The 26436-nt window shown below is 60.4% G+C and carries 21 protein-coding genes; 11 read left to right on the forward strand and 10 right to left on the reverse strand.

What is annotated here, in order from left to right; genetic code table 11:
* The first annotated feature begins 22 nt into the window (after window positions 1-22).
* A complete protein-coding gene (locus AC3WMV_RS25660; protein ID WP_097086739.1) occupies window positions 23-607 on the forward strand; it encodes a papain-like cysteine protease family protein in 585 nt (194 codons plus the stop codon).
* A gap of 12 nt (window positions 608-619) precedes the next feature.
* Window positions 620-1219: a hypothetical protein gene (locus AC3WMV_RS25665; protein ID WP_103369673.1), complete on the forward strand. Its 600-nt coding sequence runs from the start codon at window positions 620-622 to the stop codon at window positions 1217-1219.
* Between the two features lie 62 nt (window positions 1220-1281).
* Here AC3WMV_RS25665 and AC3WMV_RS25670 read toward each other — a convergent pair whose 3' ends face one another.
* On the reverse strand, window positions 1282-2622 hold the full coding sequence (locus tag AC3WMV_RS25670; RefSeq protein WP_041070247.1) for a DEAD/DEAH box helicase: 1341 nt from the start codon (window positions 2620-2622) through the stop codon (window positions 1282-1284).
* 191 nt (window positions 2623-2813) lie between these two features.
* On the opposite strand from AC3WMV_RS25670, the gene AC3WMV_RS25675 reads away from it, so the two are divergent.
* Window positions 2814-4112, forward strand: coding sequence for a mechanosensitive ion channel family protein (locus AC3WMV_RS25675; protein WP_097086735.1), 1299 nt, complete (start codon window positions 2814-2816; stop codon window positions 4110-4112).
* Window positions 4113-4221: 109 nt separating this feature from the next.
* On the opposite strand, the gene AC3WMV_RS25680 is transcribed toward AC3WMV_RS25675, so the two are convergent.
* The 3 genes from AC3WMV_RS25680 to AC3WMV_RS25690 form a co-directional block, all read right to left on the reverse strand.
* The gene (locus AC3WMV_RS25680) at window positions 4222-5079 is read right to left on the reverse strand and encodes a carboxylate/amino acid/amine transporter (protein WP_103369672.1); all 858 of its coding nucleotides are present in this window, start codon (window positions 5077-5079) and stop codon (window positions 4222-4224) included.
* Between the two features lie 343 nt (window positions 5080-5422).
* Entirely contained in the window at window positions 5423-6022 is a 600-nt protein-coding gene (locus tag AC3WMV_RS25685; RefSeq protein WP_096796629.1) for an FMN-dependent NADH-azoreductase, read from the reverse strand.
* Window positions 6023-6252: 230 nt separating this feature from the next.
* Window positions 6253-6567, reverse strand: a complete 315-nt coding sequence (locus AC3WMV_RS25690) for a 3-phosphoglycerate kinase (RefSeq protein ID WP_096796628.1) — start codon at window positions 6565-6567, stop codon at window positions 6253-6255.
* Between the two features lie 49 nt (window positions 6568-6616).
* Here AC3WMV_RS25690 and AC3WMV_RS25695 point away from each other — a divergent pair, with 49 nt between their 5' ends.
* The 5 genes from AC3WMV_RS25695 to aqpZ all read left to right on the forward strand — a co-directional run bounded on the left by AC3WMV_RS25695 (window position 6617) and on the right by aqpZ (window position 11832).
* Entirely contained in the window at window positions 6617-7540 is a 924-nt protein-coding gene (locus AC3WMV_RS25695; RefSeq protein WP_027614550.1) for a PA3225 family LysR-type transcriptional regulator, read from the forward strand.
* Between the two features lie 14 nt (window positions 7541-7554).
* Window positions 7555-8358, forward strand: a complete 804-nt coding sequence (locus AC3WMV_RS25700; protein ID WP_098967722.1) for an alpha/beta fold hydrolase — start codon at window positions 7555-7557, stop codon at window positions 8356-8358.
* 3 nt (window positions 8359-8361) lie between these two features.
* Window positions 8362-8925 (forward strand): peptidylprolyl isomerase, encoded by a 564-nt coding sequence (locus tag AC3WMV_RS25705; RefSeq protein WP_027614548.1) that lies wholly within the window; start codon window positions 8362-8364, stop codon window positions 8923-8925.
* Window positions 8926-9013: 88 nt separating this feature from the next.
* On the forward strand, window positions 9014-10846 hold the full coding sequence (locus AC3WMV_RS25710) for an ABC transporter ATP-binding protein (RefSeq protein ID WP_103369671.1): 1833 nt from the start codon (window positions 9014-9016) through the stop codon (window positions 10844-10846).
* Between the two features lie 290 nt (window positions 10847-11136).
* Window positions 11137-11832, forward strand: coding sequence for an aquaporin Z (aqpZ, locus tag AC3WMV_RS25715; protein ID WP_027614546.1), 696 nt, complete (start codon window positions 11137-11139; stop codon window positions 11830-11832).
* Window positions 11833-11989: 157 nt separating this feature from the next.
* Here aqpZ and AC3WMV_RS25720 read toward each other — a convergent pair whose 3' ends face one another.
* On the reverse strand, window positions 11990-13114 hold the full coding sequence (locus AC3WMV_RS25720; RefSeq protein WP_027614545.1) for a GNAT family N-acetyltransferase: 1125 nt from the start codon (window positions 13112-13114) through the stop codon (window positions 11990-11992).
* Window positions 13115-13392: 278 nt separating this feature from the next.
* Between AC3WMV_RS25720 and AC3WMV_RS25725 the strand changes: the two genes are divergently transcribed.
* Window positions 13393-14715: a putative porin gene (locus AC3WMV_RS25725; RefSeq protein ID WP_103369670.1), complete on the forward strand. Its 1323-nt coding sequence runs from the start codon at window positions 13393-13395 to the stop codon at window positions 14713-14715.
* Between the two features lie 182 nt (window positions 14716-14897).
* Here the strand turns inward: AC3WMV_RS25725 and AC3WMV_RS25730 are convergent, their stop codons facing one another.
* From AC3WMV_RS25730 to aceK, 5 genes are all read right to left on the reverse strand, one after another.
* Window positions 14898-15131, reverse strand: a complete 234-nt coding sequence (locus AC3WMV_RS25730; protein WP_103369669.1) for an anti-sigma factor family protein — start codon at window positions 15129-15131, stop codon at window positions 14898-14900.
* The gene (locus AC3WMV_RS25735) at window positions 15125-15739 is read right to left on the reverse strand and encodes an RNA polymerase sigma factor (protein WP_103369668.1); all 615 of its coding nucleotides are present in this window, start codon (window positions 15737-15739) and stop codon (window positions 15125-15127) included. Before AC3WMV_RS25735 ends, AC3WMV_RS25730 begins: the two co-directional genes overlap by 7 nt.
* Before the next feature lie 106 nt (window positions 15740-15845).
* Window positions 15846-16967: a beta-ketoacyl-ACP synthase III gene (locus AC3WMV_RS25740; RefSeq protein WP_027614543.1), complete on the reverse strand. Its 1122-nt coding sequence runs from the start codon at window positions 16965-16967 to the stop codon at window positions 15846-15848.
* A 402-nt stretch (window positions 16968-17369) separates the two neighbouring features.
* On the reverse strand, window positions 17370-21281 hold the full coding sequence (hrpA, locus tag AC3WMV_RS25745; RefSeq protein ID WP_103369667.1) for an ATP-dependent RNA helicase HrpA: 3912 nt from the start codon (window positions 21279-21281) through the stop codon (window positions 17370-17372).
* Window positions 21282-21514: 233 nt separating this feature from the next.
* The gene (gene aceK, locus AC3WMV_RS25750) at window positions 21515-23236 is read right to left on the reverse strand and encodes a bifunctional isocitrate dehydrogenase kinase/phosphatase (protein ID WP_103369666.1); all 1722 of its coding nucleotides are present in this window, start codon (window positions 23234-23236) and stop codon (window positions 21515-21517) included.
* 409 nt (window positions 23237-23645) lie between these two features.
* Between aceK and AC3WMV_RS25755 the strand changes: the two genes are divergently transcribed.
* Window positions 23646-25271 carry a methyl-accepting chemotaxis protein gene (locus AC3WMV_RS25755; protein ID WP_103369665.1) on the forward strand — a complete coding sequence of 542 codons (1626 nt, stop codon included), beginning with the start codon at window positions 23646-23648 and terminating at the stop codon, window positions 25269-25271.
* An 85-nt stretch (window positions 25272-25356) separates the two neighbouring features.
* Window positions 25357-26265: a DMT family transporter gene (locus tag AC3WMV_RS25760; RefSeq protein ID WP_103369664.1), complete on the forward strand. Its 909-nt coding sequence runs from the start codon at window positions 25357-25359 to the stop codon at window positions 26263-26265.
* Window positions 26266-26436: the final 171 nt, after the last annotated feature.

Consider the following 26436-nt stretch of genomic DNA (forward strand, 5'->3'; position numbering starts at 1 on the left):
TCATTCATGGAGGACTGAAAAAATGTTAACCACTCAAGCAACATCGTTCACCGGCGAGAGCCTGCCAAGGTGCCTTGTTGGCCACCTGATCGACCCGCAACTGGTCGAGGTTGAAGCCACTGCGCAAACCGCGGCACTGGCCGCTGCCAACCTTAACTTCACGATGCAGAAACAGACTCAGACCAATTGGTGCTGGGCCGCTGTTTCCGCTTCGGTCGGCAATTATTACGGCACTGGAAACTGGACCCAGTGCGGCGTCGCCAGCACCCAACTGGACCGCAATTGCTGCAGCCAGCCGGGGCCGTGCAACGTCTACGGCTATCTGGATTCGGCCCTGCAGACCACCCGCAGCTATAACGGGATGAATCAGGGTTCGCTGCAGATGTCGGCCATTCAGAACCAGATCAACATGGGCCGCCCGGTCGGCCTGCGTTGTGCCTGGTACGGTGGTGGCGCGCACTTCCTGGCGATCTACGGCACCAACGGCAACTACGTGCTGATCGCCGACTCGATCTACGGTTACTCGACCCGCGCGCTGAACTCATTCCCCGGTTCGTACAACGGCGGCGGCAACTGGACTCACACTTATTTCACCGCAAAAAACTAGGAGGGCGACATCATGCAACTGACTTATCCAAAGGCGCCTTCCAACGGCGTACAGACTTTGCGTCCGGTGCTGCAAGCCGCGCTGCAAAACCAGGGCTTCGGCATCAACCGCCAGTTCGCCAACGCGACACCGGCCAAAGTCAGCCTCAGCGAAGCCTATCGCGGCTACTCGCTGACACTCGACGACCTGAGCCAAGGCAAGGGTCTGAAAGACGCACGTATAGGCGACTGGCATTACCTGGTGTTTGCCGACGGCGTAAGCATTGCCGATGCGCAACTGGCCGAGGTGCGTGGCCATGTCGAGTTCGCTTCGCTGAACCACGGCACCCGGGCCGCCGACACCGTGGGCGCGTTGAAACTGGCGGAACAGGCGCCGCAATTGCAGGGCAAGAGCGTTGAACTGCGGGTGCTGTTTGTCTCGGCACTGCACGTCGTGGCGATCTGGCTGCACGCTGCCGGTGAAGATGTACTGATCCCGATCGAGCCGACGCCGAAAGAGCTTGGGGACTCGCGGCTGTACAGCGAAGCCGCGCTGCTCGCGCTGCTCAAACCGGCGGCAGGTCGCGCCAAACAGCGCTTTGACGCAGACACCAGCGGACAGTTGGGGAGCTGACAAACCCTGCGCAAAAAAAACCCGGACACTGTCCGGGTTTTTTATTGGCCATTTGTGGCGATTTATTCAGCCGCTGGCTCAGCCGGCTTGCGACGTTTGAGCGGGGCCATGCCGTCGCTGCTCACCAGAGAATCCGGCTTCGGACGGTTGGCGCTCTTGCGCTTGGTCGGGGTCTTGGCGGCGGTTTTCTTCTTGTCGCCCTTGGCGTCGGTCTTTTTCTTCTTCACGCCGACGGCTTTGCCCGAGGCCTTGACCTTCTTCGGTCCGCCGTAGGTGCCTTTGACTTCCTTGATGGTGCGGCGCTCGAAGCTCTGCTTGAGGTAGCGCTCGATGCTCGACATCAGGTTCCAGTCGCCGTGGCAGATCAGCGAGATCGCCAGACCGTCGTTGCCTGCGCGGCCGGTACGACCGATGCGGTGCACGTATTCGTCGCCGCTGCGTGGCATGTCGAAGTTGATCACCAGATCCAGGCCATCAACGTCCAGACCACGGGCCGCGACGTCGGTAGCGACCAGAATCTTCACGCCGCCCTGCTTCAGACGATCGATCGCCAGTTTGCGATCCTTCTGGTCTTTCTCGCCGTGCAGCACGAACGCCTTGTATTCCTGAGCCACGAGGCGGCCGTAGATGCGGTCGGCCATGGCACGGGTGTTGGTGAAGACGATGGCCTTCTGGTAGGTCTCGTTGGCCAGCAGCCAGTTCACAATCTGCTCTTTGTGCTGATTGTGGTCGGCGGTGATGATTTGCTGGCGGGTGGTCGAGTTCAGCTGGCTGACCGCGTTGAGCTGCAGGTGCTCTGGGTTGTTCAGCACCTTGGCGATCATCTCGCGCAGGCCGGAACCGCCGGTGGTGGCGGAGAACAGCATGGTCTGCTGACGGTTCGGGCATTCGTCGACCAGACGTTGCACGTCTTCGGCGAAACCCATATCGAGCATGCGGTCGGCTTCGTCGAGCACCAGCACTTCAACTTCTTTGAGGTCGAGGTTGCCGGCGTTGAGTTGCTCGATCATCCGGCCCGGCGTACCGATCAGGATGTCCGGCACCTTGCGCAGCATCGCGGCCTGCACCTTGAAGTCTTCACCGCCGGTGATCAGGCCGGACTTGATGAAGGTGAACTGCGAGAAGCGTTCAACTTCTTTCAGGGTCTGCTGGGCCAGTTCGCGGGTCGGCAGCAGGATCAGGGTCTTGATGCTGACGCGGATCTTCGCCGGGCCGATCAGGCGATTGAGGATCGGCAGGACAAAAGCGGCGGTCTTGCCGCTACCGGTTTGCGCCGTCACCCGCAGGTCACGCCCCTGGAGCGCCAGCGGAATGGCCGCTGCTTGCACAGGCGTTGGCTCGACAAATTTCAGCTCGGCCACGGCTTTGAGCAGGCGTTCGTGCAGGGCGAATTGGGAAAACACGGGTGCTACCTCGAAGATATGCAAAAAAACAGCTGCATAGGTTACCGGTTTCGAGCGCTCAGGCCGAGTTTCTTTATACAAACGGGCGTAATCAGTGGCTTTTTTGTTGCTCGATTTGTCTCCAACGGTAATACACAGCGTCTTAAATGCTCTAATCGCCCATCGCGTCTTACAGAAGAATCGTTGCTCACATGGATTTCAAACAGCTCTGGCTCAACGCCCAAGACCTCTGGGGTGCCCTCGAAAAGCACCCATTCCTGCAATCCGGCCTGGCGCTGATGCTGCTATTGGTGATCGCGCTGGTGCTCGGACGAGTGGCACGCTATCTGATCCTGCATGCCAGCCGCATGCTCGGGCGTCAGCCAGCCCTGCACTGGATCAACGACTTTCGCCACAACAAGGTGTTTCAACGTCTGGCGCAGATGACGCCGTCGCTGGTGATCCAGTTCGGCCTGCACTTGGTGCCGGAACTGAGCAAAACCGCGATGACCTTTCTCGGCAACGTGGCGCTGTCGTTCACCATTCTGTTCCTGCTGCTATCGGTCAGTGCCCTGCTCAATGCGCTGCTGGACATTTACGCGCGCACCGAACACGCCCGCACCCGCTCGATCAAGGGCTATGTGCAACTGGCGAAAATGGTCTTGTACGTGTTTGGTGCGATCATCATCGTCGCCACCCTCATCGACCGTTCGCCGCTGTTGCTGCTCTCCGGTCTGGGTGCGATGTCGGCGGTGATTCTGTTGGTCTACAAGGACACGTTGCTGTCGTTCGTTGCCAGCGTGCAACTGACCAGCAACGACATGCTGCGAGTCGGCGACTGGATCGAGATGCCGCAAGTCGGTGCCGATGGCGACGTGGTCGACATCACCCTGCACACGGTCAAGGTGCAGAACTTCGACAAGACCATCGTTTCGATCCCGACCTGGCGCCTGATGTCCGAGTCGTTCCGCAACTGGCGCGGCATGCAACAGTCCGGCGGGCGACGGATCAAGCGCAGCCTGTTCATCGACGCCAGCGGCGTGCGCTTCATTCGTGACGATGAAGAAGAAAAGCTTTCCCAGGTGCACCTGCTGACCGGCTACATGGGCCGCAAGAAAGCCGAACTCAAGGCGTGGAACGAAGCGCAGGGTAACGTGGCTGCGATGTCGGCCAACCGCCGGCGCATGACCAACATCGGCACCTTCCGCGCTTATGCGCTGGCGTATTTGAAGAGTCACCCGGAGGTGCAGCCGAACATGACCTGCATGGTGCGCCAGATGCAGACCACGGCGCAGGGCATTCCACTGGAAATCTACTGCTTCACCACCACCACGGTGTGGGCCGATTACGAGCGGATTCAGGGGGATATTTTCGACTATCTGCTGGCGGTGCTGCCGGAGTTTGGCTTGAGCCTGTATCAGCAGCCGAGTGGCGGGGATTTGCGTACCGGGTTGCTGCCGGCGGTGCTGGGTTCGGCGCACATTCCGGAACCGCAAAAACACCTCATGTAACGCCACCGATCAAAACTGTAGGAGTGAGCCTGCTCGCGATAGCGGTGTATCCGTCAAATCAAAGTTGACTGTCACACCGCTATCGCGAGCAGGCTCACTCCTACGAGGGTTACGCGGTGTGTCTGATACCCAACCGGCTGATCCACACTGCCGCCAGAATCACACTCCCGCCAAGCAACAACCTTCCCAGCTCCTCATGCTGATTCCAGATCAGCAGATTCAGCAGCAAGCCCACTGGCACATGCAGGTTGTTCATCACCGCCAGCGTGCCGCCGTTGACCATGCACGCGCCTTTGTTCCACCAGTATATGCCCAGCGCCGTCGAGACCAGACCGAGGAACAGCAACACGCCCCACTGCAACGGCGCTTCGGGCAGGAAGTTGGACTTGCCGAACAGCAGAAACGCCGGCAATACCACCGCCAGTGCCCCGAGGTAGAAGAAGCCGAAACGCCGGTAATGCGGCAGATCGCTCGGGTGTTTCGCCACCAGATGCTTGTACATCACCTGCCCCGCCGCGTAGGTGAAGTTGGCCAGTTGCAGCAACAGGAAGCCCATGAAGAAGTCCGGACTGACGCTGTCGAAACGAATCACCGCCGCACCGCCCACCGCTACCAACGCGGCGATCAGCGCCCACGGATTGAAGCGGCGGTTCAGCGCATCTTCGATCAACGTCACGTGCAGCGGCGTGAGGATGGTGAACAGCAGCACTTCCGGCACCGTCAACACGCGAAAGCTCAGGTACAGGCAAACGTAGGTGATGCCGAACTGCAACGCGCCGATCAGCAGCATGCCGCGCATGAACGAGGGCTCCACCGAGCGCCAGCGGGTCAACGGAATGAACACCAGCCCGGCCAGCACCACGCGCACCAGCACTGCGAAGTAGCTGTCGACGTGACCGGCGAGGTATTCGCCGATCAGACTGAAGGAAAACGCCTGGATCAGCGTGACAAAAAGTAGATAGCCCATGGTCGCCTCTGTTTCGAATGGCGGCGACGATAGCGGTTTTTGCGCCAGACCGCGAACCTCAGGCAACACTGAACCCTGTGGGAGCGAGCTTGCTCGCGAAGGCATCGTGTCAGTCGACGAATATTTGACTGACACACCGCCTTCGCGAGCAAGCCCGCTCCCACAAGGATTACACGTGCCTCAGATAATCCCAGGCAAAAAAAAGCCCGATCTCGCTAAAGCGTTCAATCGGGCTACAGCACTCAGGAGCAACAAGTGCAAAGGGAGGTTCGATGCGCGTAGAGCCTTGAAGGGGTTGCGCCAGGTCACTTAAACAAGCGGCGATTATCTGGCGATTAACATATCAAGCGACCTGGGACAGTTTGGCGTTGGCCTGATTCAGGCCCTTCTCCTGGAAGTCGCCGCCCAGGTTCATGCCTTCGGCGTGAATGAAGGTCACGTCATGGATGCCGATGAAACCCATTACCTGACGCAGGTACGGTTCCTGATGGTCGGCCGGGCCGCCGGCGTAGATGCCGCCGCGAGCAGTGAGCACGTAGGCACGCTTGCCGCTGAGCAGGCCTTGCGGGCCGGTTTCGGTGTACTTGAAGGTCACGCCGGCACGCAGCACGTGGTCGAGCCAGGCCTTGAGGGTGCTCGGGATCGCGAAGTTGTACATCGGCGCCGCCATCACCAGCACGTCGGCGGCGAGCAATTCATCGGTCAACTCGTTGGAGCGCTCCAGCGACGATTGTTCGCTGGCATTGCGCTGCTCGGCAGGCTTCATCCAGCCGCCCAGCAGGTTGGCGTCCAGGTGCGGAACGGGGTTCACGGCGAGGTCACGCACGGTGATCTGATCGTTGGGATGCGCCGCTTTCCACTGACCAATGAAGGTCTGGGTCAGTTGACGGGAAACCGAGTCTTGCTGGCGGGCGCTGCTTTCAATGATCAGAACGCGGGACATGGTGTGTAGTCTCCATCCGAGAATGTTGTAGGTCGATGGAGTGAAGGTTAAACAGGGTTGTATCGATGAAAAAGCGCAAATAATTGCTGCAAAGCATCGAATAATTCGTTTAGATGCTGACACGCACCTTTGTAGGAGTGAGCCTGCTCGCGATAGCGGCGTGTCCGATACATCAGAGTTGACTGACACACCGCTATCGCGAGCAGGCTCACTCCTACAAGGGATCGGTGTTATTTCGGGCTGCAGCTCAGGTCGATGCGCAGCCTGATGATCTCGCGGGAGAACTTGGCCGTGGCATTCGTATGCTTGCGGGCCGGGACTTCGATGTTGCGCGTACGCGGTGCTTCCGGGCCATTGTTGAAAACGACTTTGCAGATTGCATCGACATCACCGAAGTTGACGACTTTTATGGAGCCGATGTCTTTGTCGGTGTCGAAGGTCTCGTAGTCGATCTTCAAGCCATTGAGGTTCTTCTGCACATCGATCGGGTAAGCAAACGCAGTCAGCGGCAGCAACGCGAGCACCACACAACAGAATTTTTTCATTCGCCAGTCTCCATGAGGGACGGCCAGCTTAGGACAAGAGGAGCTATTGATGAAAGCGCCCCGCGTGACCCTTGATCAATGGCGAACATTGCAGGCCGTGGTCGACCACGGTGGTTTCGCCCAGGCCGCCGAGGTTCTGCACCGTTCGCAATCGTCGGTGAGTTATACCGTCGCCCGCATGCAGGACCAGCTCGGCGTGCCGTTGCTGCGCATCGACGGGCGTAAAGCGGTGCTCACCGAAGCCGGCGGCGTACTGCTGCGCCGCTCGCGACAACTGGTGAAACAGGCCAGCCAACTGGAAGACCTCGCCCACCACATGGAGCAAGGTTGGGAAGCCGAAGTGCGGCTGGTGGTCGATGCGGCTTACCCGAGCGCACGCATCGTGCGGGCGCTGACCGCGTTCATGCCGCAGAGCCGCGGCTGCCGCGTGCGTCTGCGCGAGGAGGTGTTGTCGGGGGTCGAGGAGGTCTTGCTCGAAGGCGTGGCCGATCTGGCAATCACCGGCCTGAGCATCCCCGGCTACCTCGGCGCGGAATTGAGCGACGTCGAATTTGTCGCGGTCGCCCACCCTGATCACGCGCTGCATCGGCTCAACCGCGAACTGAGCTTCCAGGACCTGGAAACCCAGATGCAGGTGGTGATTCGCGACTCCGGCCGCCAGCAACCACGCGACGTCGGCTGGCTCGGCGCCGAACAGCGCTGGACCGTCGGCAGCCTCGCCACGGCTGCCACGTTCGTCAGCAGCGGCCTGGGCTTTGCCTGGCTGCCACGACACATGATCGAACGGGAATTGAAGGAAGGCACGCTCAAGCTGCTACCGTTGGATCAGGGTGGCAGCCGCAACCCGAGCTTCTATCTGTATTCGAACAAGGACAAACCGCTGGGCCCGGCCACACAAATCCTCATCGAACTGTTGCGCACCTTCGACACTTTGCCGCTTGACGCACCGTTCGCCGCCCCCGAGCAAGCCTGACACGGAGTTCACCGATGGCCTATTTCGAACATGAAGGTTGCAACCTGCACTACGAGGAATATGGCCACGGCACCCCGTTGCTACTGGTTCACGGACTGGGTTCGAGCACCCTGGACTGGGAAATGCAGATCCCGGCGCTGTCGGCGCACTACCGGGTGATCGTTCCGGATATACGCGGTCACGGTCGCTCGGACAAACCTCGCGAGCGCTACAGCATCGCCGGGTTCAGCGCCGATCTGCTGGCATTGATCGAACACCTGAAACTCGGCCCGGTGCATTACGTCGGGCTGTCGATGGGCGGGATGATCGGCTTTCAGTTCGGCGTCGATCAGCCGCAAATGCTGAAAAGCCTGACCATCGTCAACAGCGCCCCCGAGGTCAAACTCCGCAGCCGCGACGATTACTGGCAGTGGTTCAAGCGCTGGAGCCTGATGCGCGTGCTGAGTCTGGCGACCATCGGCAAGGCGCTGGGCGGCAAACTTTTTCCCAAGCCTGAACAAGCTGATCTGCGGCAGAAAATGGCCGAACGCTGGGCAAAAAACGACAAACGTGCTTATCTCGCCAGCTTCGATGCGATTGTTGGCTGGGGCGTTCAGGAACGACTTTCCCGGGTGACCTGTCCAACGCTCATCGTCACTGCCGACCGTGACTACACACCGGTAGCACTGAAAGAAACCTATGTAAAACTGCTGCCCGATGCGCGGCTGGTGGTCATCGCCGATTCGCGCCACGCCACCCCGCTCGATCAACCCGAACGCTTCAATCAAACGCTGCTGGATTTTCTCGCCGCAGCCGACATTCAATCTCAGGATCACTGACCCATGCTGAAAAAACTCGCCCTCGCCGCCGGCACCGTGCTGTTTGCTGCCAACCTGATGGCTGCCACGCCTGCCAAAGCACCGCACGTGCTGCTGGACACTACCAACGGCCAGATCGAAATCGAACTGGATCCGGTCAAGGCGCCAATCAGTACCAAAAATTTTCTGGATTACGTCAACAGCGGCTTTTACACCAACACCATTTTCCACCGGGTGATCCCGGGCTTCATGGCTCAGGGCGGCGGTTTCACCCAGCAGATGCAACAGAAAGAGACCAAGGCACCGATCAAGAACGAAGCCAGCAATGGCCTGCACAACGTTCGCGGCACTTTGTCGATGGCCCGTACCTCCAACCCGGATTCGGCCACCAGCCAGTTCTTCATCAACGTCGCCGACAACGCCTTCCTCGATCCGGGCCGTGACGCCGGTTACGCGGTATTCGCCAAAGTGGTCAAAGGCATGGACGTAGTCGACATCATCGTCAACTCGCAGACCACCACCAAACAGGGCATGCAAAACGTGCCTGTCGACCCTGTGATCATCAAGTCGGCCAAAGTCATCGACTAAGCTGTACAGGGCGTTTCGAGCGGCGCTGGCCTGAAGCCACGCCGCTCACACCGATAAAAGGAGAGCCCGGCATCCGGGCGGTTATCTGATGCTCTATCGCCGTTTCGAACAACTGATCGACATATTCCGCGACGCCCCTACGGCGTCCCCGCCGGATCGTGTCTGGCCCTTCTATACCTATTACCTCAAGCAGGTCTGGCCGAGTTTTGCCGCCCTGCTCGTCGTCGGCCTGTTTGCCGCGTTGATCGAAGTGGCGCTGTTCAGCTACCTGAGCCGCATCATCGACCTGGCCCAGGGCACGCCCAACCCGAATTTCTTCAGCGACCATGCCCTCGAACTGACCTGGATGGTGGTGGTCGCCCTGGTACTGCGGCCGATCTTTTTCGGCCTGCACGATCTGCTGGTGCATCAGACCCTGAGCCCGGGGATGACCAGCATGATCCGCTGGCAGAACCACAGTTACGTGCTCAAGCAGAGCCTGAATTTCTTCCAGAACGACTTCGCCGGGCGCATCGCCCAACGCATCATGCAGACCGGCAACTCGCTGCGCGATTCGGCGGTGCAAGCGGTGGATGCGCTGTGGCACGTGGTGATCTACGCGATCAGTTCGCTGGTGCTATTCGCCGAAGCCGACTGGCGCCTGATGATCCCGCTGCTGACGTGGATCGTCGCCTACATCGGTGAGCTGTATTACTTCGTGCCACGGGTGAAAGAGCGTTCGGTGCAAGCTTCCGACGCGCGCTCGAAACTGATGGGGCGGATCGTCGACGGCTACACCAACATCGCCACCCTCAAGCTGTTCGCCCACACCAATTTCGAACAGCACTACGCCAAGGAAGCCATCGAAGAACAGACGGTCAAGGCGCAGATGGCCGGCCGCGTGGTGACCAGCATGGACGTGGCGATCACCACCATGAACGGCCTGCTGATCGTCGGCACCACCGCGCTGGCGCTGTGGCTGTGGACGCAGTCGCTGATCACTGTCGGCGCTATCGCCTTGGCCACCGGTCTGGTGATCCGCATCGTCAACATGTCCGGCTGGATCATGTGGGTAGTCACCGGCATCTTCGAAAACATCGGCATGGTGCAGGACGGTCTGCAGACCATCTCGCAACCGGTCAGCGTCACTGATCGCGAGCAGGCCAAACCGCTGGCCGTGGCTCGTGGCGAAGTGCGTTTCGAGCACGTGGATTTTCACTACGGCAAGAAGAAAGGCATCATCGGCGACCTCAATCTGACCATTAAACCCGGCGAGAAAATCGGTCTGATCGGACCGTCCGGCGCTGGCAAATCGACCTTGGTCAACCTGCTGCTGCGCCTGTATGACGTAGAGGGCGGACGGATCCTGATCGATGGGCAGAACATCGCTGAAGTCGGCCAGGAAAGCCTGCGCGCACGCATCGGCATGATCACGCAGGACACCTCCCTGCTGCACCGCTCGATCCGCGACAACTTGCTGTATGGCAAGCCTGACGCCACCGACGCCGAACTCTGGGACGCGGTGCACAAGGCTCGCGCCGACGAGTTCATTCCGCTGCTGTCGGACGCTGAGGGCCGTACCGGTTTCGACGCGCACGTCGGCGAACGCGGGGTGAAACTGTCCGGCGGTCAGCGCCAGCGCATTGCGATTGCCCGGGTGCTGCTCAAGGACGCGCCGATCCTGATCATGGACGAAGCGACCTCGGCACTCGACTCGGAAGTCGAAGCGGCGATCCAGGAAAGCCTGGAAACCCTGATGCAAGGCAAAACCGTGATCGCCATTGCTCACCGTCTCTCGACCATCGCTCGCATGGATCGGCTGGTAGTGCTGGAAAACGGCAAGATCGCCGAGAGCGGTACCCACGCCGAACTGCTGGCGCATCGTGGGTTGTATGCGCGGTTGTGGGCGCACCAGACCGGGGGATTTGTCGGGATCGATTGATCATTGAATCAATACAACTCCAATGTGGGAGGGGGCTTGCTCCCGAAAGCGGGGTGTCAGTACCGAACATTTGTCTGACACACCGCATTCGGGAGCAAGCCCCCTCCCACAATATATTGAGAACCGCCCCAGCCCTCTAACCACGGGCTCTGGCGGTTTTTTGATGGCTGCTGGAAATCCATCCAAAGCGTGCTGTACTCAGCCAAGGTTCCAGCACGGAACCTGTCGTAAATCTGCAAGGAAGCACAACTCGATACAGTCTCGATAGCACGCCTATCAAGGACTCTCTCATGTCTCTGTTCAAACGTTCAGTTACTGAGTTGTTGGGTACGTTCTGGCTGGTTCTGGGTGGTTGTGGCAGTGCGGTGCTCGCCGCGTCTTCGCCTCTGGGCATCGGGGTGCTGGGGGTGGCCCTGGCGTTTGGTCTGACGGTGCTGACCATGGCGTTCGCCATCGGCCACATCAGCGGATGTCATCTCAATCCGGCGGTATCGGTCGGGTTGGTGGTCGGCGGACGGTTTCCAGCAAAAGAGCTACCCGCCTACATCATCGCCCAGGTGCTCGGCGGGATACTCGCCGCCGCGCTGCTCTACTACATCGCCAGCGGCAAGGAAGGTTTCGACATCGCAGCAGGTCTGGCGTCCAATGGGTACGGCGAGCACTCGCCCGGCAAATACTCGATGGCGGCAGGCTTTGTCACCGAGCTGGTGATGACCGGGATGTTCGTGATCATCATCCTCGGCGCCACCGACAAACGCGCCCCGGCGGGCCTCGCACCGATTGCCATCGGCCTGGGGCTGACGCTGATTCACCTGATCTCGATTCCGGTCACCAACACTTCGGTCAATCCGGCGCGTAGCACCGGGCCGGCGCTGATGGTTGGCGGCTGGGCGATCGCGCAGTTGTGGATGTTCTGGGTCGCGCCGCTGATTGGCGCGATAGTGGGCGGGACGATTTATCGCTGGCTAGGCAAAGAGCAATCCTGAACCCACTGGAAATCCCTGTGGGAGGGGGCTTGCTCCCGAAGGCGTCGTGTCAGTCATAGCTACCGTACTGACACACCGCATTCGGGAGCAAGCCCCCTCCCACAGTAATAAATCAACCACGCCCGAGAATCGATGTCGGCCCCGTTTAAAGGCAAGCTCAGGCCTGGCGGTATGGCAAGGCTGTTCTGGCTTCCTCGGCGTACGCAAGGACGCCAGCACGTTCCTGTTGCAGGAAGTCTTTAACTGCGGCTTTCAGACCGGGATGACGCAGGTAGTGCCACGAGTGGGTGATCACCGGTTCAAAGCCGCGAATCAGCTTGTGCTCGCCCTGAGCGCCGGCATCAAAGCGCTGATACCCCTGAGCAATCGCATAGTCCATGCCCTGATAGAAACACGTCTCGAAATGCAGCCGATCAAACTCGGCCAGACAGCCCCAATAGCGCCCATAGAAGCTGTCGCCCCCGACCAGACTGAAGGCCATCGCCACCGGCCGTGAACCCTGTCTGGCGAAGACCACCCGAATCGCCTCCGGCATCCGCGCAGCCAGCAGACTGAAAAACTCGCGCGTCAGGTACGGCGCCTGGCGGCGCACGGCGTAGGTGTTGGCATAGCAGGCGTAGACAAAATCCCATTGCGCCTCGTCCAGCTCACGCCCTTCCAGCCATTCGAATTCGAAGCCCTGCCCCGCCACTTGCTCGCGCTCTTTACGCATTTGCTTGCGCTTGCGCGAACTGAGCGCGTCGAGAAAATCCTGGAAGTCCCGATAACCGCGATTCTGCCAGTGATACTGACAGCCGATACGTTGCAGCCAGCCCGGCTGCTCGGCCATGGCGGCATCGGTGAACGGGTCGGTGAAATTGATGTGCGCGCTGGAAAGCTCCTCGATTTCCAGATAACCCGGCAGGCTCTTGAGCAGTTCGAAACCGTCCTCGACCCGGGCGGCCAGCAAGCGTGGTCCGCTGACCGGGCTGAACGGCACCGCCGTCAGCAGTTTGGGGTAGTAATCGATGCCGGCCCGGGCACAGGCATCGGCCCAGCCGTGATCGAACACGTACTCGCCATAGGAATGCCACTTGCGATAACTGGGCAGCGCCGCGATCAGCCGATCGTCTTCGACGTGCAGCAGATGCTCGGCTTGCCACCCCGTATGCGGGCCAACGCTGCCGCTGTCTTCAAGGGCCGAGAGAAAGGCGTGCCGCAAAAACGGCTGGTTCTCGGGCACCAGTGCATCCCAGGTCGCCGGGGCGATTTCTGACAGGCTTTGCAGGCGTTGCAACGGCATCAACTGACTCTCCACTTCCGGGCTTCAAAGCCCCGCGAGTATCGCTTATCGCTGCCCTTTGCACACGAGCAATCGGACGACAGCGCTCTAGATCAATAGTTCAGGACAACTTTGTATCGTCATCGACATGACATCACTTAGCCACTGCTCTGTCATAAACCATCGCGATACTCGCTCCTGTTTTTAGAGCGCCGGGTTCTACCCGGACACTGTTTTCCGACGTGCGCGTCGGTGTGCCCCGGATGGTTCTGCCATCCCTCTCATCTTCGGAGATTGCTATGCGTCTTGCTTCCACGAAAACTGCGGCGGCCCTGTGCGGTGGCCTGTTGCTGGCCATGAGCGTTCCGGCCAGTGCTGCAGTCGACGCCAAACTGCTCGACATGCTCAAGGCCAACGGCTCCATTTCCCAGGCGCAGTACATCGAACTGCAAACTGAACTGGCCAAGGATCAGAAGGCTCAGCAAATCGCGCAGCAGGCGCAGCAAGAGACCAACGAGCAAATCGCGGCAACCGCGAAGAAAACCAACGAGCTGAGCTCCTTCGACCAGAAACTCGCCTGGGCCGCCAAGACCCAGTTCAAGGGTGACGTGCGTATCCGTCAGGAGACCATCAAGATCGACGGCGAGTCGAACAACAGCGGCCGCGACAAGGATCGCCAGCGTATCCGCGCACGTCTGGGGGCTTACACCGAGATCAACCCGCAAGTCGACACCGGTATCCGTATCGCTACCGGCGGCGGCGACGATGCCCGTTCGACCAACCAGGACATGGACAACTACTTCGACAAGAAGCAGATCTGGCTCGACCTGGGCTACATCGACTACCACCCGGATGCGATCAAGAACCTGCACGTGATCGGCGGCAAGATGCTGCAACCGTGGGTCAGCATGGGCGACGTGATCTGGGACAGCGACATCAACCCGGAAGGTCTGGCCGTCACCTACAAATATCCACTGGGCAGCAGCGCCGAACTGTTCGGCAGCCTGGGTAACTACAATCTCAAGGACAACGTCGACGGCGATGGCGTGCAATTCCGTCACGACCTGCGCCTGACCGCTGGCCAGTTGGGTAGCCGCTTCAACATCACCGACAACCTGAAACTGACCCTGGGCGGCAGCGTCTACGCCTACCAGAACGACGAAGACAGCCGCTGCACCGGCACTTCCACACCGTGCGCCCTGGCGGTCAACGGCAACTCGGCCAACAACGAATTCCGTCTGTATGAAGGGTTCAGCCAGGTCGACATCGGCGGTCTGCCGATGCCCTTGTCGTTCTACGGCCAGTACGTGAAGAACAACGATGCCGTGACCGATCAGGACACCGCGTGGCTGTTGGGTGCCAAGTCGAAAGTCTTCGGCCTGAACCTCGATTACAACTATCGTGACGTGCAACGCAACGCCGTGGTCGGCGCCTTCACCGACTCCGACTTCGCCAACGGCACCACCGGTTCCCGTGGGCACAAGTTCAAGGTCGGTTACGACATCGACAAGAACTTCGCCATCGGCGCCACGTACTTCCTGACCAAGGCCGACTTCTCCAGCCGTACCCAGCGTGACGCAGACACCAACACTCTGCAGCTGGATGCCGAAGCCAAGTTCTAAAACGCGTCACCCTATAGCCTGATGCGGGCGGAACGATCCCCATCATCCGTTCGTTTCGTCCCGCGCCGGCTATTTCTGCAGGATGCAAAAACACTGTAGGAGCTGCCGGAGGCTGCGATCTTTTGATCTTGCTTTTGAGGATCAAAAGATCGCAGCCTTCGGCAGCTCCTACAAGTGAGATTCTATTTTTCCTTACGGCGTTGCTCGGCCAGACGCTCAGCCAGCGCATCCACACCCTCTTGCGGCCTCTCCGGCATCGCATTCAACGTGGCCTGCATCAAACGCATCTGACGAATGAAGCGCCGACAGTTGGGGCAGAACATCAGGTGATGGCGCACCAGCAGTTTCTCGCGAAAGCTCAATTGGCCATCGAGATAATCGCTGGAGCGTGCCACTTGTTCCTTGCAGGTCAGCATTCGCCGGTCTCCTCAAAATGCTCCACCGTGGCGAAGACTTTCAGCCGCGCCCGATGCAGCAGCACACGGACATTGGAGAGCGAGATCTCCAGAAGATTACAGATCTCTCCCAGCTCCAGGCCTTGGCGCTCGCGCAGCAGCAACACGCTGCTTTGCAGTTCCGACAGACTGAGCAAGGTGTGCTCCAGGCAATCACGCAATTCACTTTCGGTGAGCAAGGCTTCCGGGGTGTCCTGATGCCAGGCGAACGGCGCCACCAGCCAATGACCGTCACCGGGCGAAAAACGATCGTCGTCGATGGTGCCGTGGGGTGACGGCAGGTCATCCAGCAACACTTCGCGGCGGTTTTGTTTGTAGCGGCTCTTGGCCGAGTTGGCGGTGATGGTCAGCAGCCAGGTCTTGAGACTGGAACGACCCTCGAAGCTACCGATATGGCGCACCACCGAAAGCCAGGCGTCCTGCACCACTTCCTCGACATGGCGCTGGCCGACAATCGCGTAAGCCACGGCGCGCATGGCGCTCTGGTAGGTGCTGACCAGCTCCTTGAAAGCCTTTTGCTCACCCGCGAGCAGACGTTCGAGCAGTTGGGTGTCGTCGGTTGCGGCCATGCACGCCTCGTTTTCAGATGGTCGAAAGCAAAAGATCGCAGCCTGCGGCAGCTCCTACAGAGATCAGTGTAGGAGCTGCCGCAGGCTGCGATCTTTTCAGGCGCACTCAGCGCTTGCGCAGAATCACGCTGCCGATCGAGTACCCGGCGCCGAACGAGCTCAGCACGGCCAGCGAACCGGCGGCCAGATCGTCCTGATATTTGTGGAAGGCAATCACCGAGCCGGCAGAGCTGGTGTTGGCGTAGGTGTCGAGAATCACCGGCGCTTCTTCTTCGGTGGCTTCGCGGCCCAGCAGCTTGCGCACGATCAGGTGGTTCATGCTCAGGTTGGCCTGGTGCAGCCAGAAGCGCTTGACGTCGCCGACGTTGAGTTTGTTCTCCTCCAGGTGCTCACCGATCAGCTCGGCGACCATCGGGCAGACGTCCTTGAACACCTTGCGACCTTCCTGCACGAACAGCTTATCGCGGGCGCCGATGCCCTCTTCCGCGGCGCGGTTGAGGAAGCCGAAGTTGTTGCGGATGTTGTTGGAGAACTTGGTCAGCAGTTTGGTGCTGACCACGTCGAACTGGTACTTGGACGTCGCCAGGTCGGCGCGCTCGATGATCACCGCCGTTGCGGCGTCACCGAAGATGAAGTGGCTGTCGCGGTCGCGGAAGTTCAGGTGACCGGTGCAGACTTCCGGGTTGACCATCAGGATCGCCCGGGCCTGGCCCAGTTGCACGCTGTTGGCCGCGGCCTGAATGCCGAAGGTCGCCGAGGAGCAGGCGACGTTCATGTCGAAACCGAAACCCTGAATGCCCAGTGCTTCCTGGACTTCGATGGCGATCGCAGGGTAAGCGCGTTGCAGATTGGAGCAGGCAACGATCACGCCGTCGATGTCGGCGGCGGTCTTGCCGGCACGTTGCAGCGCCTGTTCAGCGGCGCCGATGGCCATCTGGCACAGCACCGACCATTCGTCGTTGGAACGCTCCGGCAGACGTGGGGCCATGCGCGCAGGATCGAGAATACCGTCCTTGTCCATGACAAAGCGGCTCTTGATTCCCGAGGCTTTTTCGATGAATGCAGCACTGGATTCGGTCAGCGCCTGGACTTCACCGCTGGCGATGGCGTCGGCGTTGTCGGCGTTGAACTGCGCGACGTAGGTATTGAAAGACTGCACCAGCTCTTCGTTGGAGATGCTGTTGGCCGGGGTGTACAGGCCGGTGCCGCTGATGACGACGTTATGCATGGTCGTTTCTCTAATCTGTTCAGGCAGAAAGCGCTGGCACCGACGTACCAACACACAAAGGGTCTATTCCCGTCCGGGGACGCGGACCTGGCATCGCTTTATTCCGCCACGTGACCCGGCCGAAGGCTCTGGGTCACGAAACCGGCGTTTATGGTCGCGAAGTTTGCCATAAACCCAAGGTTTTGGCGCCTTTCTCAAGCACAACCCAAATCCCGATGTGGGGCATATCTCTATCTTTGTGGCGAGGGGATTTATCCCCGATCGGCTGCGAAGCCACCGCCAAACCATCACCCGCATCAAAACTGATGGGACGAGATGGTCGCTTTTGGGGCGGCTTCGCCACCCATCGGGGATAAATCCCCTCACCACAAATGCCCACAGGTGATCGAGCAAGGTTTGGGATCAGGCCTCGACCTGACTCCATTGCTTGCTCAGCCGTTTGTCCGAGATCGGCGCTTTCGTCCCCAACTGCTGGGCGAACAGCGACACTCGGTATTCCTCCAGCCACCAGCGGTACAGTTCAAGCTGTGGATCGCGTTTGCCTTCCTGCGCATGCTTGGCGGCGCGGGTCTGGTATTGCGTCCAGAGGCCCGCCAGTTCGCCGCTCCAGACGCGATCCTTCTGTACCTGCGCACCGAGTTTCTCGAAACGCTGCTCGACCGCCTTCAGATAACGCGGCAACTCTTTGAGCCATTGCATCGGTGTTTCCCGGACGAAACCCGGATACACCAGATTGCTGATTTGCTGCTTGATGTCATTCAGCGCCACAGCCTGCGCCAGATCGATCTTGCCCTTGAAGCGTTTTTGCAGGCCGTGCCACAGCTTGAGAATTTCAAGCGTCAGCCGCGCGACGCGCTCGGCGTGTTCGGTCCAGCTGCCGCGTTTGCGTTCCGCCAATGCGGCGAGCCCGGCGCCGTCACGGGGCAACGGGTCTTCGCCTTCCAGAATGCAGCTGTCGAGACTGGCCAGCAGAATGTCTTCGACCAGCGCATCCACTCGGCCCAGCTCGCGATAGAGCAGGCCCAACTCGGTGATACCCGGCAGTTTGCTGCGCAGGAACTTCGCCGGCTCCGCCAGTTGCTGCAGCAGCAGCCGCTGCAAGGCGCGGCGATGCTGGAACTCGGCTTCGGCCGGGGTCGAGAACCGCCCTTCCTTGACCGTGCCGCCCTCTTCCACCAGCGCCGGATAGACCGTCATCGACAGTCCGGCGATCTTCTGCTGAGTCTTTTCCGCCACCGGGGCGAAGACCTTGGCCTCCACCGGTTGCTGACTTTTCGCACTCTGCGGCACGGCCAAAGCCGCCTGGCTGGCTTCGGCAAAACGCGCGGTCAGCTCGGCCAGGTCGCGGCCCTCGCCGAGGAACTTGCCCTGGCCGTCGACGATTTCCAGGTTCATCCGCAGATGGCTTTCGACCTGCTGCGCGGCTTCCGCCCATGCTTCATCGCTGACGCGCGCACCGGTCATGCGCAGCAACTCGCGACCGAGCGCTTGCGGCAATGAGCCTTCAGCGAAGGTCATGCGCTGCAACGCCGCCTTGATGAAATCCGGCACCGGCACGAAGTTCTTGCGCAAGGCTTTCGGCAGATTGCGCACCAGCGCAATGCACTTGGCCTCGATCAGCCCCGGCACCAGCCATTCCAGACGTTCCGGCGGCAGCATCGGCAGCAGCGGTGCCGGCACGCGCAGGGTCACGCCGTCGCGCGGGTGATTGGGTTCGAAGTGATAACTGAGCGCCAGTTCCAGATCACCGATGTGCAGCGTGTCCGGGTAGTCGCGCGCGGTGACCTCACTGGCCTCGCGGGCCAGCACGTCTTCTTCGCGCATGATCAGCAATTGCGGGTCTTTCTGGCTGTTGACCCGATACCAGCTGTCGAACGTCGCGGTCTGATGAATCTCCGCCGGCAAGCGCGCATCGTAGAACGCGTACAGGGTTTCTTCGTCAGCGAGAATGTCGCGGCGCCGAGCCTTGGCTTCCAGCTCGTCGAGCTGTTCGAGCAACTGCTTGTTGGCGGTCAGGCACTTGGCTTTCGACTGAATCTCGCCACGCACCAGACCTTCACGGATAAACAGCTCACGCGAGACCACCGGATCCACCGGGCCGTAATGCACCGGGCGGCGACCGACCACGATCAGCCCGAACAGGGTGATCTGCTCGTAAGCCACGACCTGGCCGCGCTTCTTCTCCCAGTGCGGTTCGAAATGGTTTTTCTTGATCAGGTGCCCGGCCAGCGGCTCGATCCAGTCGGCATCGATCTTGGCGACCATCCGCGCGTAAAGCTTGGTGGTTTCCACCAGTTCGGCGGTCATCAGCCACTGCGGACGTTTCTTGCCGATGCCCGACGACGGATGAATCCAGAAGCGCCGCTGACGGGCACCGAGGTAATCGCCGTCCTCGGTTTTCTGGCCGATCTGGCTGAGCAGACCGACCAATACCGCTTTGTGCAGTTTCGGGTAATCCGCCGGCTCTTTATTGAGGCTCAACTGCATGTCGCGGCAGATCAGACTCAACTGACGATGGGAATCACGCCACTCGCGCAGACGCAGGTAGTTGAGGAAATTCTTCCGGCACCAGTTGCGCAGCGGACTGGCGGTCAGCGCCTGACGCTGCTCTTCAAAACCGCGCCACAGATTGACCAGTCCGGCGAAGTCCGAATCGCTGTCTTTCCATTGTGCGTGGGCCTGATCGGCTGCTTGCTGACGCTCCGGCGGACGCTCGCGCGGGTCCTGAATCGACATGGCGCTGGCGACGATCAGCACTTCCTGCAAGCTGCCGAGCTTCGCCGCTTCGAGCAGCATGCGGCCCATGCGCGGGTCCACCGGCAGACGCGCCAGTTGGCGACCGAGCGGGGTCAGCTGGCTGTTGCGATCCACCGCCGAGAGCTCTTGCAGCAGGTTGAAACCGTCGCTGATCGCCTTGCCATCGGGCGGTTCGATGAACGGGAACGCAGTGATTTCGCCGAGGCGCAGGTGCAGCATCTGCAAGATCACGGCGGCCAGGTTGGTACGCAGAATTTCCGGATCGGTAAATTCCGGGCGACCGAGGAAATCTTCCTCGCTGTAAAGGCGCACGCAAATGCCCGGTTCGACCCGGCCGCAACGACCCTTACGCTGATTGGCGCTGGCCTGGGAAATCGCTTCGATCGGCAGACGCTGGACCTTGGCGCGGTAGCTGTAGCGACTGATGCGCGCGGTGCCGCTGTCGATCACGTAACGGATGCCCGGCACGGTCAGCGAGGTCTCGGCAACGTTGGTCGCCAGCACTACGCGGCGCCCCGGGTGCGACTGGAAAATCCGCTGCTGTTCGGCCGGCGACAGGCGCGCGTACAGCGGCAGGATTTCCGTGTGTTTGAGCTGAGCCTTGCGCAGCATGTCGGCGGCGTCGCGAATCTCGCGTTCGCCGGGCAGGAACACCAGCACATCGCCGGGACTACGGCGTTCGCTACGCTCGTAGGCGGCAATTTCATCGAGGGTGGCGAGGATCGCCTGATCCACGGTCAGGTCGTCTTCGACACGGTTGCCCTCTTCATCCTGCTCCAGGGTCAGCGGGCGATACCAGGTGTCTACCGGGAAGGTGCGACCGGACACCTCGACGATCGGCGCATCATCGAAATGCTTGGAGAAGCGCTCCAGGTCGATGGTCGCCGAGGTGATGATGACCTTCAGATCCGGACGACGCGGCAGCAGGGTTTTCAGGTAACCGAGCAAGAAGTCGATGTTCAGGCTGCGCTCGTGGGCTTCGTCGACGATGATCGTGTCGTAGCGCTCGAGGTAGCGGTCGTTCTGGGTTTCCGCCAGCAGGATGCCGTCGGTCATCAGTTTGATCAGGGTGTTGGAATCGCTTTGATCCTCAAAGCGCACCTGATAGCCAACCAGCGAACCGAGCGGCGTGCCGAGTTCTTCGGCGACCCGGCTGGCGACACTGCGCGCAGCGATTCGGCGTGGCTGGGTGTGGCCGATCAAGCCATGCTGGCCGCGACCGATTTCCAGACAGATTTTCGGCAACTGGGTGGTTTTACCCGAGCCGGTTTCGCCAGCGATGATCAGCACCTGATGCTTCTCCAGCGCTGCCTTGATTTCGTCGCGCTTGGCGGCGATCGGCAGGCTGTCGTCGTAACGAATCACTGGCAGGCTGGCACGGCGCGCCAGCACCTGATCACAGGACGCCTGCATGCGCGCCACCCACTGGGCCAGTTTGGCCTCGTCGGGTTTCTTGCGCAGCTCGAGTAACTGCCGCCGCAGCCGGTGACGGTCGGCGAGCATGGCGTGATCGAGGTTTTTCAGCAGTTTGTCGATGGAGGGCGATTCGTCGGTCATCGGGTACGCAATTCGGTCGTCTGTTTATGCAGGGGGCCGATTGTCGCAGATTTGCATCACTGAACACGACTGCGAGGTGCTCTTGTGGCGAGGGGATTTATCCCCGATCGGCTGCGCAGCAGTCGCCGACCGGATATAAAAGTTGATCTGAAGCGTTTGAGTTGAATGGTTTTTGGGGGGCTTCGCACCCCATCGGGGATAAATCCCCTCGCCACAATGTGTTCACTTGGCAGTTATTCGTTATCGAGGCCCTTGCGGCGGTAGGGGAATACGTCGATGACTTTGCCGGCGCGAATCGCCTCCTGCAAACCCTTCCAATAATCGGCGTTGTACAACTCGCCATGCAGTTGATCGAACAGTTTGCGCTGCCCGGCATCGGCGAACAGGAACGGCGGAAATTCTTCCGGGAACACATCCAGCGGCCCGATCGAGTACCACGGTTCGGACGCCATTTCGTCCTCAGGGGTACGCGGCGCGGGGATGTGGCGGAAGTTGGCTTCGGTCAGGAAGCAGATCTCGTCGTAGTCGTAGAACACCACTCGGCCGTGACGAGTGACGCCGAAGTTCTTCAGCAACATGTCGCCGGGAAAGATGTTGGCCGCTGCCAGTTGTTTGATCGCCAGGCCGTAATCCTCCAGTGCCTCGCGCACCTGGGCTTCGTTGGCGTTTTCCAGATAGAGGTTGAGCGGGGTCATCCGGCGCTCGGTCCAGCAGTGGCGGATCAGCACCGTATCGCCTTCGACCGAGACCGTAGACGGCGCGACCTCGAGCAGTTCTTCCAGGCACGCCGGATCAAACTTGCTCAGCGGAAAACGGAAGTCGGCGAACTCCTGGGTATCGGCCATGCGCCCGACCCGGTCGACACTTTTCACCAGACGGTATTTTTCGATCACCGTCGCCCGGTCGACGTTTTTCGACGGCGAGAAACGGTCCTTGATGATCTTGAACACGGTGTTGAAGCCCGGCAGGGTGAACACGCTCATGACCATGCCGCGCACGCCGGGGGCCATGATGAACTGGTCGTCCGTGTTGGCCAGATGATTGATCAGCGCGCGGTAGAACTCGGATTTGCCGTGCTTGTAGAAACCGATCGAGGTGTACAGCTCGGCGATGTGTTTGCCCGGCAGGATGCGCCGCAGGAAACCGATGAACTCCGCCGGCACCGGCACATCGACCATGAAATACGAACGGGTGAAGGAGAAGATGATCGACACGTCGGCTTCGTCGGTGATCAACGCGTCGATCTGAATCCCGCGGCCCTCGCGGTGCAGCAATGGAATCACCAGCGGCCACTGTTCGTCGCGGGTATAGATGCGCCCGACCAGATAGGCGCCTTTGTTGCGGTACAGCACCGAGGAAAACAGCTCGACGCCCAGCTCCGGATCCTTGCACACCCAGTCCGGCAGGTTCTCGCGCAGTTGCGACTCGAGGCGCTGCAGGTCGCCGGGCAAATCGGCGTAATCCTCGCTGAAGCGGTAGTCGGCAAAGATGCTGGCGAGCATCGATGACAACTGCCCTTGCGGCTTGTAGGTGCGGGTCTGCGCGGCCCGGGCGCGGCGCAGGCTCGGCCGGGTGGTGTGGATGAACATGCAGCCGTCGCTGATCAGGTCGTGACTGAACAGCCCGCAGAAGATCGAGTTGTACCAGGTCTCGGACAGTTCATCGTCGAAGCGCAGGTCGATGACACTGATGTAAGCACTTTTCACCAGCGGCCAACTGCCGACATTCATCAGCGTCTCGTCGTCGAAATGCTCGCGCAGGCGGGCGATGGTTTCGCCGACCTTTTCCTCGTAGAGATTGATCCGTGCCGCCGACGCGGTCTGCGTTTCCTGCCAGCGCGCCTGCTCGAAGCGTTCCCGCGCGCCGTCGGTGATCCGCCGGAAATGCTCGCGGTAATCGTCGAAGCCATCGAGGATCAGGCGGGCGATGTCGGTGGCTGGCCATTGCTGCGGCATAGAGGAGACCTCGGCGTGCAAGTGGAAATCTGTGCCTGAGCTTAGCCACGGATGCATGCGCAGGAGAAGTGCAATTTCTGCCAAAAGCGCGGCAGGGTTGTACAGCGACACAGTTTTTATCAAAGTTTTTTGAGTCGACCGTTCGGTCAATTAACCGCCCTCTCAGTCTCGCCTGCCGCCCCGCGCCAGCCCGCGAATTCCCTGGGATTCGGATCCAATCCCTGCCCCGCCGCTCTGGCTCGCGGTTTTACCGCTGCGTTCCCGCCTGTCGATGAAAGAGAAGAACTGCTCACAGATTGGTCTTACCAAAATAGTGGCACTTTGATATACAGCCCGCCAGTACCCGCCTCACAACAAGATCCTCGGCCCACGAGGACGACCTCTTCCTCATAGATCAAGGAGCACATTGATGTCTATCCGCAATCTGCGCATCGGTTTGCGCGCCAGTTTGAGTTTTGCCGTATTGGCCGCCCTGCTGGTGGTGGTCGGCCTGTTCGGCCTGGGCCAGATGAAAAATCTGCGTGAGAGCGCAACGGTGATCGAGGAATCGTGGATGCCCAGCATCGAGAGCATTCACGATGCCGCGGCGAACATCGCCAACATCCGCCTCGAATCCCTGCGCCTGATCACCAGCACCCAGCCGGCGGTACGCGACACAAGCAAAGGCATCATCAAGGTGCAGCGCGAAGAATTGTCGAAGCGCCTGAAGGACCACACCGCTCTGCTGGCCAGCGATGCGGAACGGGCGATGCTCGACGGTTTGAATAGCGACGTCGCCAAGTACATGAGCATCCTGGACCAGATCATCGCTCAGATCGACGCCGGGCAAAGTGAACAGGCCTATGCCCGTCTGAACAATGAACTGGCGCCACAGGGCCGGATCCTCGACAAAGCGCTGGAGCAGATGATCAGCTTCAACCAGCAAGGCGCCGACAGCGCCGCCGAAGCTGCTGCCGGGGTTTATCAGCAGGCGCTGTGGATTGTCGCGACCATCATCGTTGTCGCCCTGATCGCCACCCTGCTGCTGGCCTGGCTGCTGACCCGCAGCATCACCGCACCGATCAATCAGGCCCTGTCCGTCGCGCAAAAAATTGCCGCCGGCGACCTCAGCGGCCAGATTGCCGATCACGGTAGCGATGAGGCGGCGCAGTTGCTCAGCGCCCTCGCCGAGATGCAGAACAACCTGCGCTCGACCATCCGTGGCATCAGCGAATCGGCGCAGCAACTGGCCTCCGCCGCCGAAGAAATGAGCTCGGTGATGGAGCAAAGCACCCGTGGCCTGCAACAGCAGAACGATCAAATCGAACAGGCCGCCACCGCCGTCACCGAGATGAGCACGGCGGTGGATGAAGTTGCGGCCAACGCGGTATCCAGCGCCGAGGCCTCCGAAGCCTCGAACGAGGACAGCAAACACGGGCATGTGCAGGTCAGCGAGACCATCAACTCGATTCAGGAACTGGTCAGCGCGGTGCTCGGTGCGTCGGAGCAGGCCGAAGGCCTCGCCACTCAGGCTCAGGACATCAGCAAGGTGCTCGAGGTGATTCGCGGCATCGCCGGGCAAACCAACCTGCTGGCGCTCAACGCCGCCATCGAAGCGGCGCGCGCGGGTGAGGCCGGACGCGGTTTTGCGGTGGTCGCCGATGAAGTGCGTTCGCTGGCGCAACGCACGCAGAACTCCACCGAAGAAATCGAGCTGATGATCAGCAGCATCCAGCAAGGCACCGGTGCCACCGTCGTCGCCTTGCAAAGCAGTGCCGAGCAGGCCAGCCACACGTTGCGCCGGGCGAACAGTGCCGGTCAGGCACTGGAGAAAATCACCGCGTCGATCTCGCAGATCAACCAGCGCAACCTGGTGATCGCCAGCGCGGCCGAGCAGCAAGCGCTGGTGGCGCGCGAGGTTGATCAGAATCTGGTGACCATCCGCGATCTCTCGACCCAGACCGCCGCCGGCGCTACCCAGACCTCCGCTGCCAGTCAGGAACTGTCGCGCCTGGCGATCGACCTCAACGGCCTGGTGACGCGCTTCGTGCTCTGAATGAAAAATTAAATGCCCGATTGGCGGTTGCCATCGACAGGGCGCTCGGCAACACTCTCGTCCCGATCAAGGAAGGAGTGCCATCGTGAGCGCTGTCGATATTTTCCGCATGCTGTCGCTGGCAGCCATCTGGGGCGCGAGCTTCCTGTTCATGCGCATTATTGCGCCGGTGATCGGCACCATTCCGACCGCGTTCTTTCGGGTGTCGATTGCTGCCGTCGGTCTGCTGGTGATTCTCGGGCTGATGCGCATCAGCTGGGATTTCAAGGGCAAACTGAAAACCGTGATGTTGCTGGGGGTGATCAACTCGGGGATTCCGGCAACGCTGTATTCAGTGGCAGCGCAGGTGTTGCCGGCCGGTTACTCGGCAATCTTCAACGCCACCACACCGCTGATGGGCGTGTTGATTGGCGGGCTGTTTTTCAGTGAAAAACTCACTGTCGCGAAACTGACCGGGGTGTTTCTCGGCTTGTTCGGTGTCGGTGTGCTGACGCGCGCAGGTCCGGTCGCGTTCGATCTGCAATTGCTGATGGGCGCCCTCGCCTGCCTGCTCGCTACCACTTGCTACGGCTTCGCCGGGTTCCTCACGCGGCGCTGGCTGGATCACAGCGGCGGGCTCGACAGTCGTCTCTCGGCCGTGGGCAGCATGCTCGGCGCCTCGCTGTTTCTGTTGCCACTGTTCGGCTACAGCGTGATCACCGCCCCTCCGGCAAGCTGGGGTGGGTGGAATGTCTGGCTGTCGCTGATGGGCCTGGGTCTGGGCTGCACGGCGTTCGCCTACATCATCTATTTCCGCCTGCTCAGCTCCATCGGCCCGGTCAAATCGATGACCGTGACCTTCATGATTCCGGCGTTCGGCGTATTGTGGGGCGCGTTGCTGCTGGATGAGCCGTTGTCGATGGCGCACCTGTATGGCGGGGTGTTGATTGCGCTGGCGTTGTGGCTGGTGTTGAAGCCGGCGGTGGTGAAGCCCGCTGCCGCAACAGTCCGCTGATTTTGCGGCGTTAACAAGTCAGTCTTCGCGAGCAAGCCCGCTCCCACAGAAGGAATGCATTCCAATTGTGGGAGCAACTGTCTTACTGCCACCGTTCGTCACCGCCACTCTGTGCCGTCTCGCAGCATGGCATTCAATCTGATCAGCAGTATTCGCATACAGGCGATGAGC

Source organism: Pseudomonas sp. FW305-3-2-15-E-TSA4 (assembly GCF_058787295.1).

Excerpts from the sequence above, each read along its gene's own strand:
- AC3WMV_RS25710 (WP_103369671.1), top strand. The coding sequence starts at position 9,014 with ATGCTCTATCGCCGTTTCGAACAACTGATCGACATATTCCGCGACGCC.
- AC3WMV_RS25730 (WP_103369669.1), bottom strand. The coding sequence starts at position 15,131 with ATGCTGACCTGCAAGGAACAAGTGGCACGCTCCAGCGATTATCTCGAT.
- AC3WMV_RS25740 (WP_027614543.1), bottom strand. The coding sequence starts at position 16,967 with ATGCATAACGTCGTCATCAGCGGCACCGGCCTGTACACCCCGGCCAAC.
- AC3WMV_RS25690 (WP_096796628.1), bottom strand. The coding sequence starts at position 6,567 with ATGAAAAAATTCTGTTGTGTGGTGCTCGCGTTGCTGCCGCTGACTGCG.
- aqpZ (WP_027614546.1), top strand. The coding sequence starts at position 11,137 with ATGTCTCTGTTCAAACGTTCAGTTACTGAGTTGTTGGGTACGTTCTGG.
- AC3WMV_RS25700 (WP_098967722.1), top strand. The coding sequence starts at position 7,555 with ATGGCCTATTTCGAACATGAAGGTTGCAACCTGCACTACGAGGAATAT.
- AC3WMV_RS25705 (WP_027614548.1), top strand. The coding sequence starts at position 8,362 with ATGCTGAAAAAACTCGCCCTCGCCGCCGGCACCGTGCTGTTTGCTGCC.
- AC3WMV_RS25680 (WP_103369672.1), bottom strand. The coding sequence starts at position 5,079 with ATGGGCTATCTACTTTTTGTCACGCTGATCCAGGCGTTTTCCTTCAGT.
- AC3WMV_RS25755 (WP_103369665.1), top strand. The coding sequence starts at position 23,646 with ATGTCTATCCGCAATCTGCGCATCGGTTTGCGCGCCAGTTTGAGTTTT.
- aceK (WP_103369666.1), bottom strand. The coding sequence starts at position 23,236 with ATGCCGCAGCAATGGCCAGCCACCGACATCGCCCGCCTGATCCTCGAT.
- AC3WMV_RS25675 (WP_097086735.1), top strand. The coding sequence starts at position 2,814 with ATGGATTTCAAACAGCTCTGGCTCAACGCCCAAGACCTCTGGGGTGCC.
- AC3WMV_RS25665 (WP_103369673.1), top strand. The coding sequence starts at position 620 with ATGCAACTGACTTATCCAAAGGCGCCTTCCAACGGCGTACAGACTTTG.
- AC3WMV_RS25660 (WP_097086739.1), top strand. The coding sequence starts at position 23 with ATGTTAACCACTCAAGCAACATCGTTCACCGGCGAGAGCCTGCCAAGG.
- hrpA (WP_103369667.1), bottom strand. The coding sequence starts at position 21,281 with ATGACCGACGAATCGCCCTCCATCGACAAACTGCTGAAAAACCTCGAT.
- AC3WMV_RS25685 (WP_096796629.1), bottom strand. The coding sequence starts at position 6,022 with ATGTCCCGCGTTCTGATCATTGAAAGCAGCGCCCGCCAGCAAGACTCG.
- AC3WMV_RS25725 (WP_103369670.1), top strand. The coding sequence starts at position 13,393 with ATGCGTCTTGCTTCCACGAAAACTGCGGCGGCCCTGTGCGGTGGCCTG.
- AC3WMV_RS25735 (WP_103369668.1), bottom strand. The coding sequence starts at position 15,739 with ATGGCCGCAACCGACGACACCCAACTGCTCGAACGTCTGCTCGCGGGT.
- AC3WMV_RS25695 (WP_027614550.1), top strand. The coding sequence starts at position 6,617 with ATGAAAGCGCCCCGCGTGACCCTTGATCAATGGCGAACATTGCAGGCC.
- AC3WMV_RS25720 (WP_027614545.1), bottom strand. The coding sequence starts at position 13,114 with ATGCCGTTGCAACGCCTGCAAAGCCTGTCAGAAATCGCCCCGGCGACC.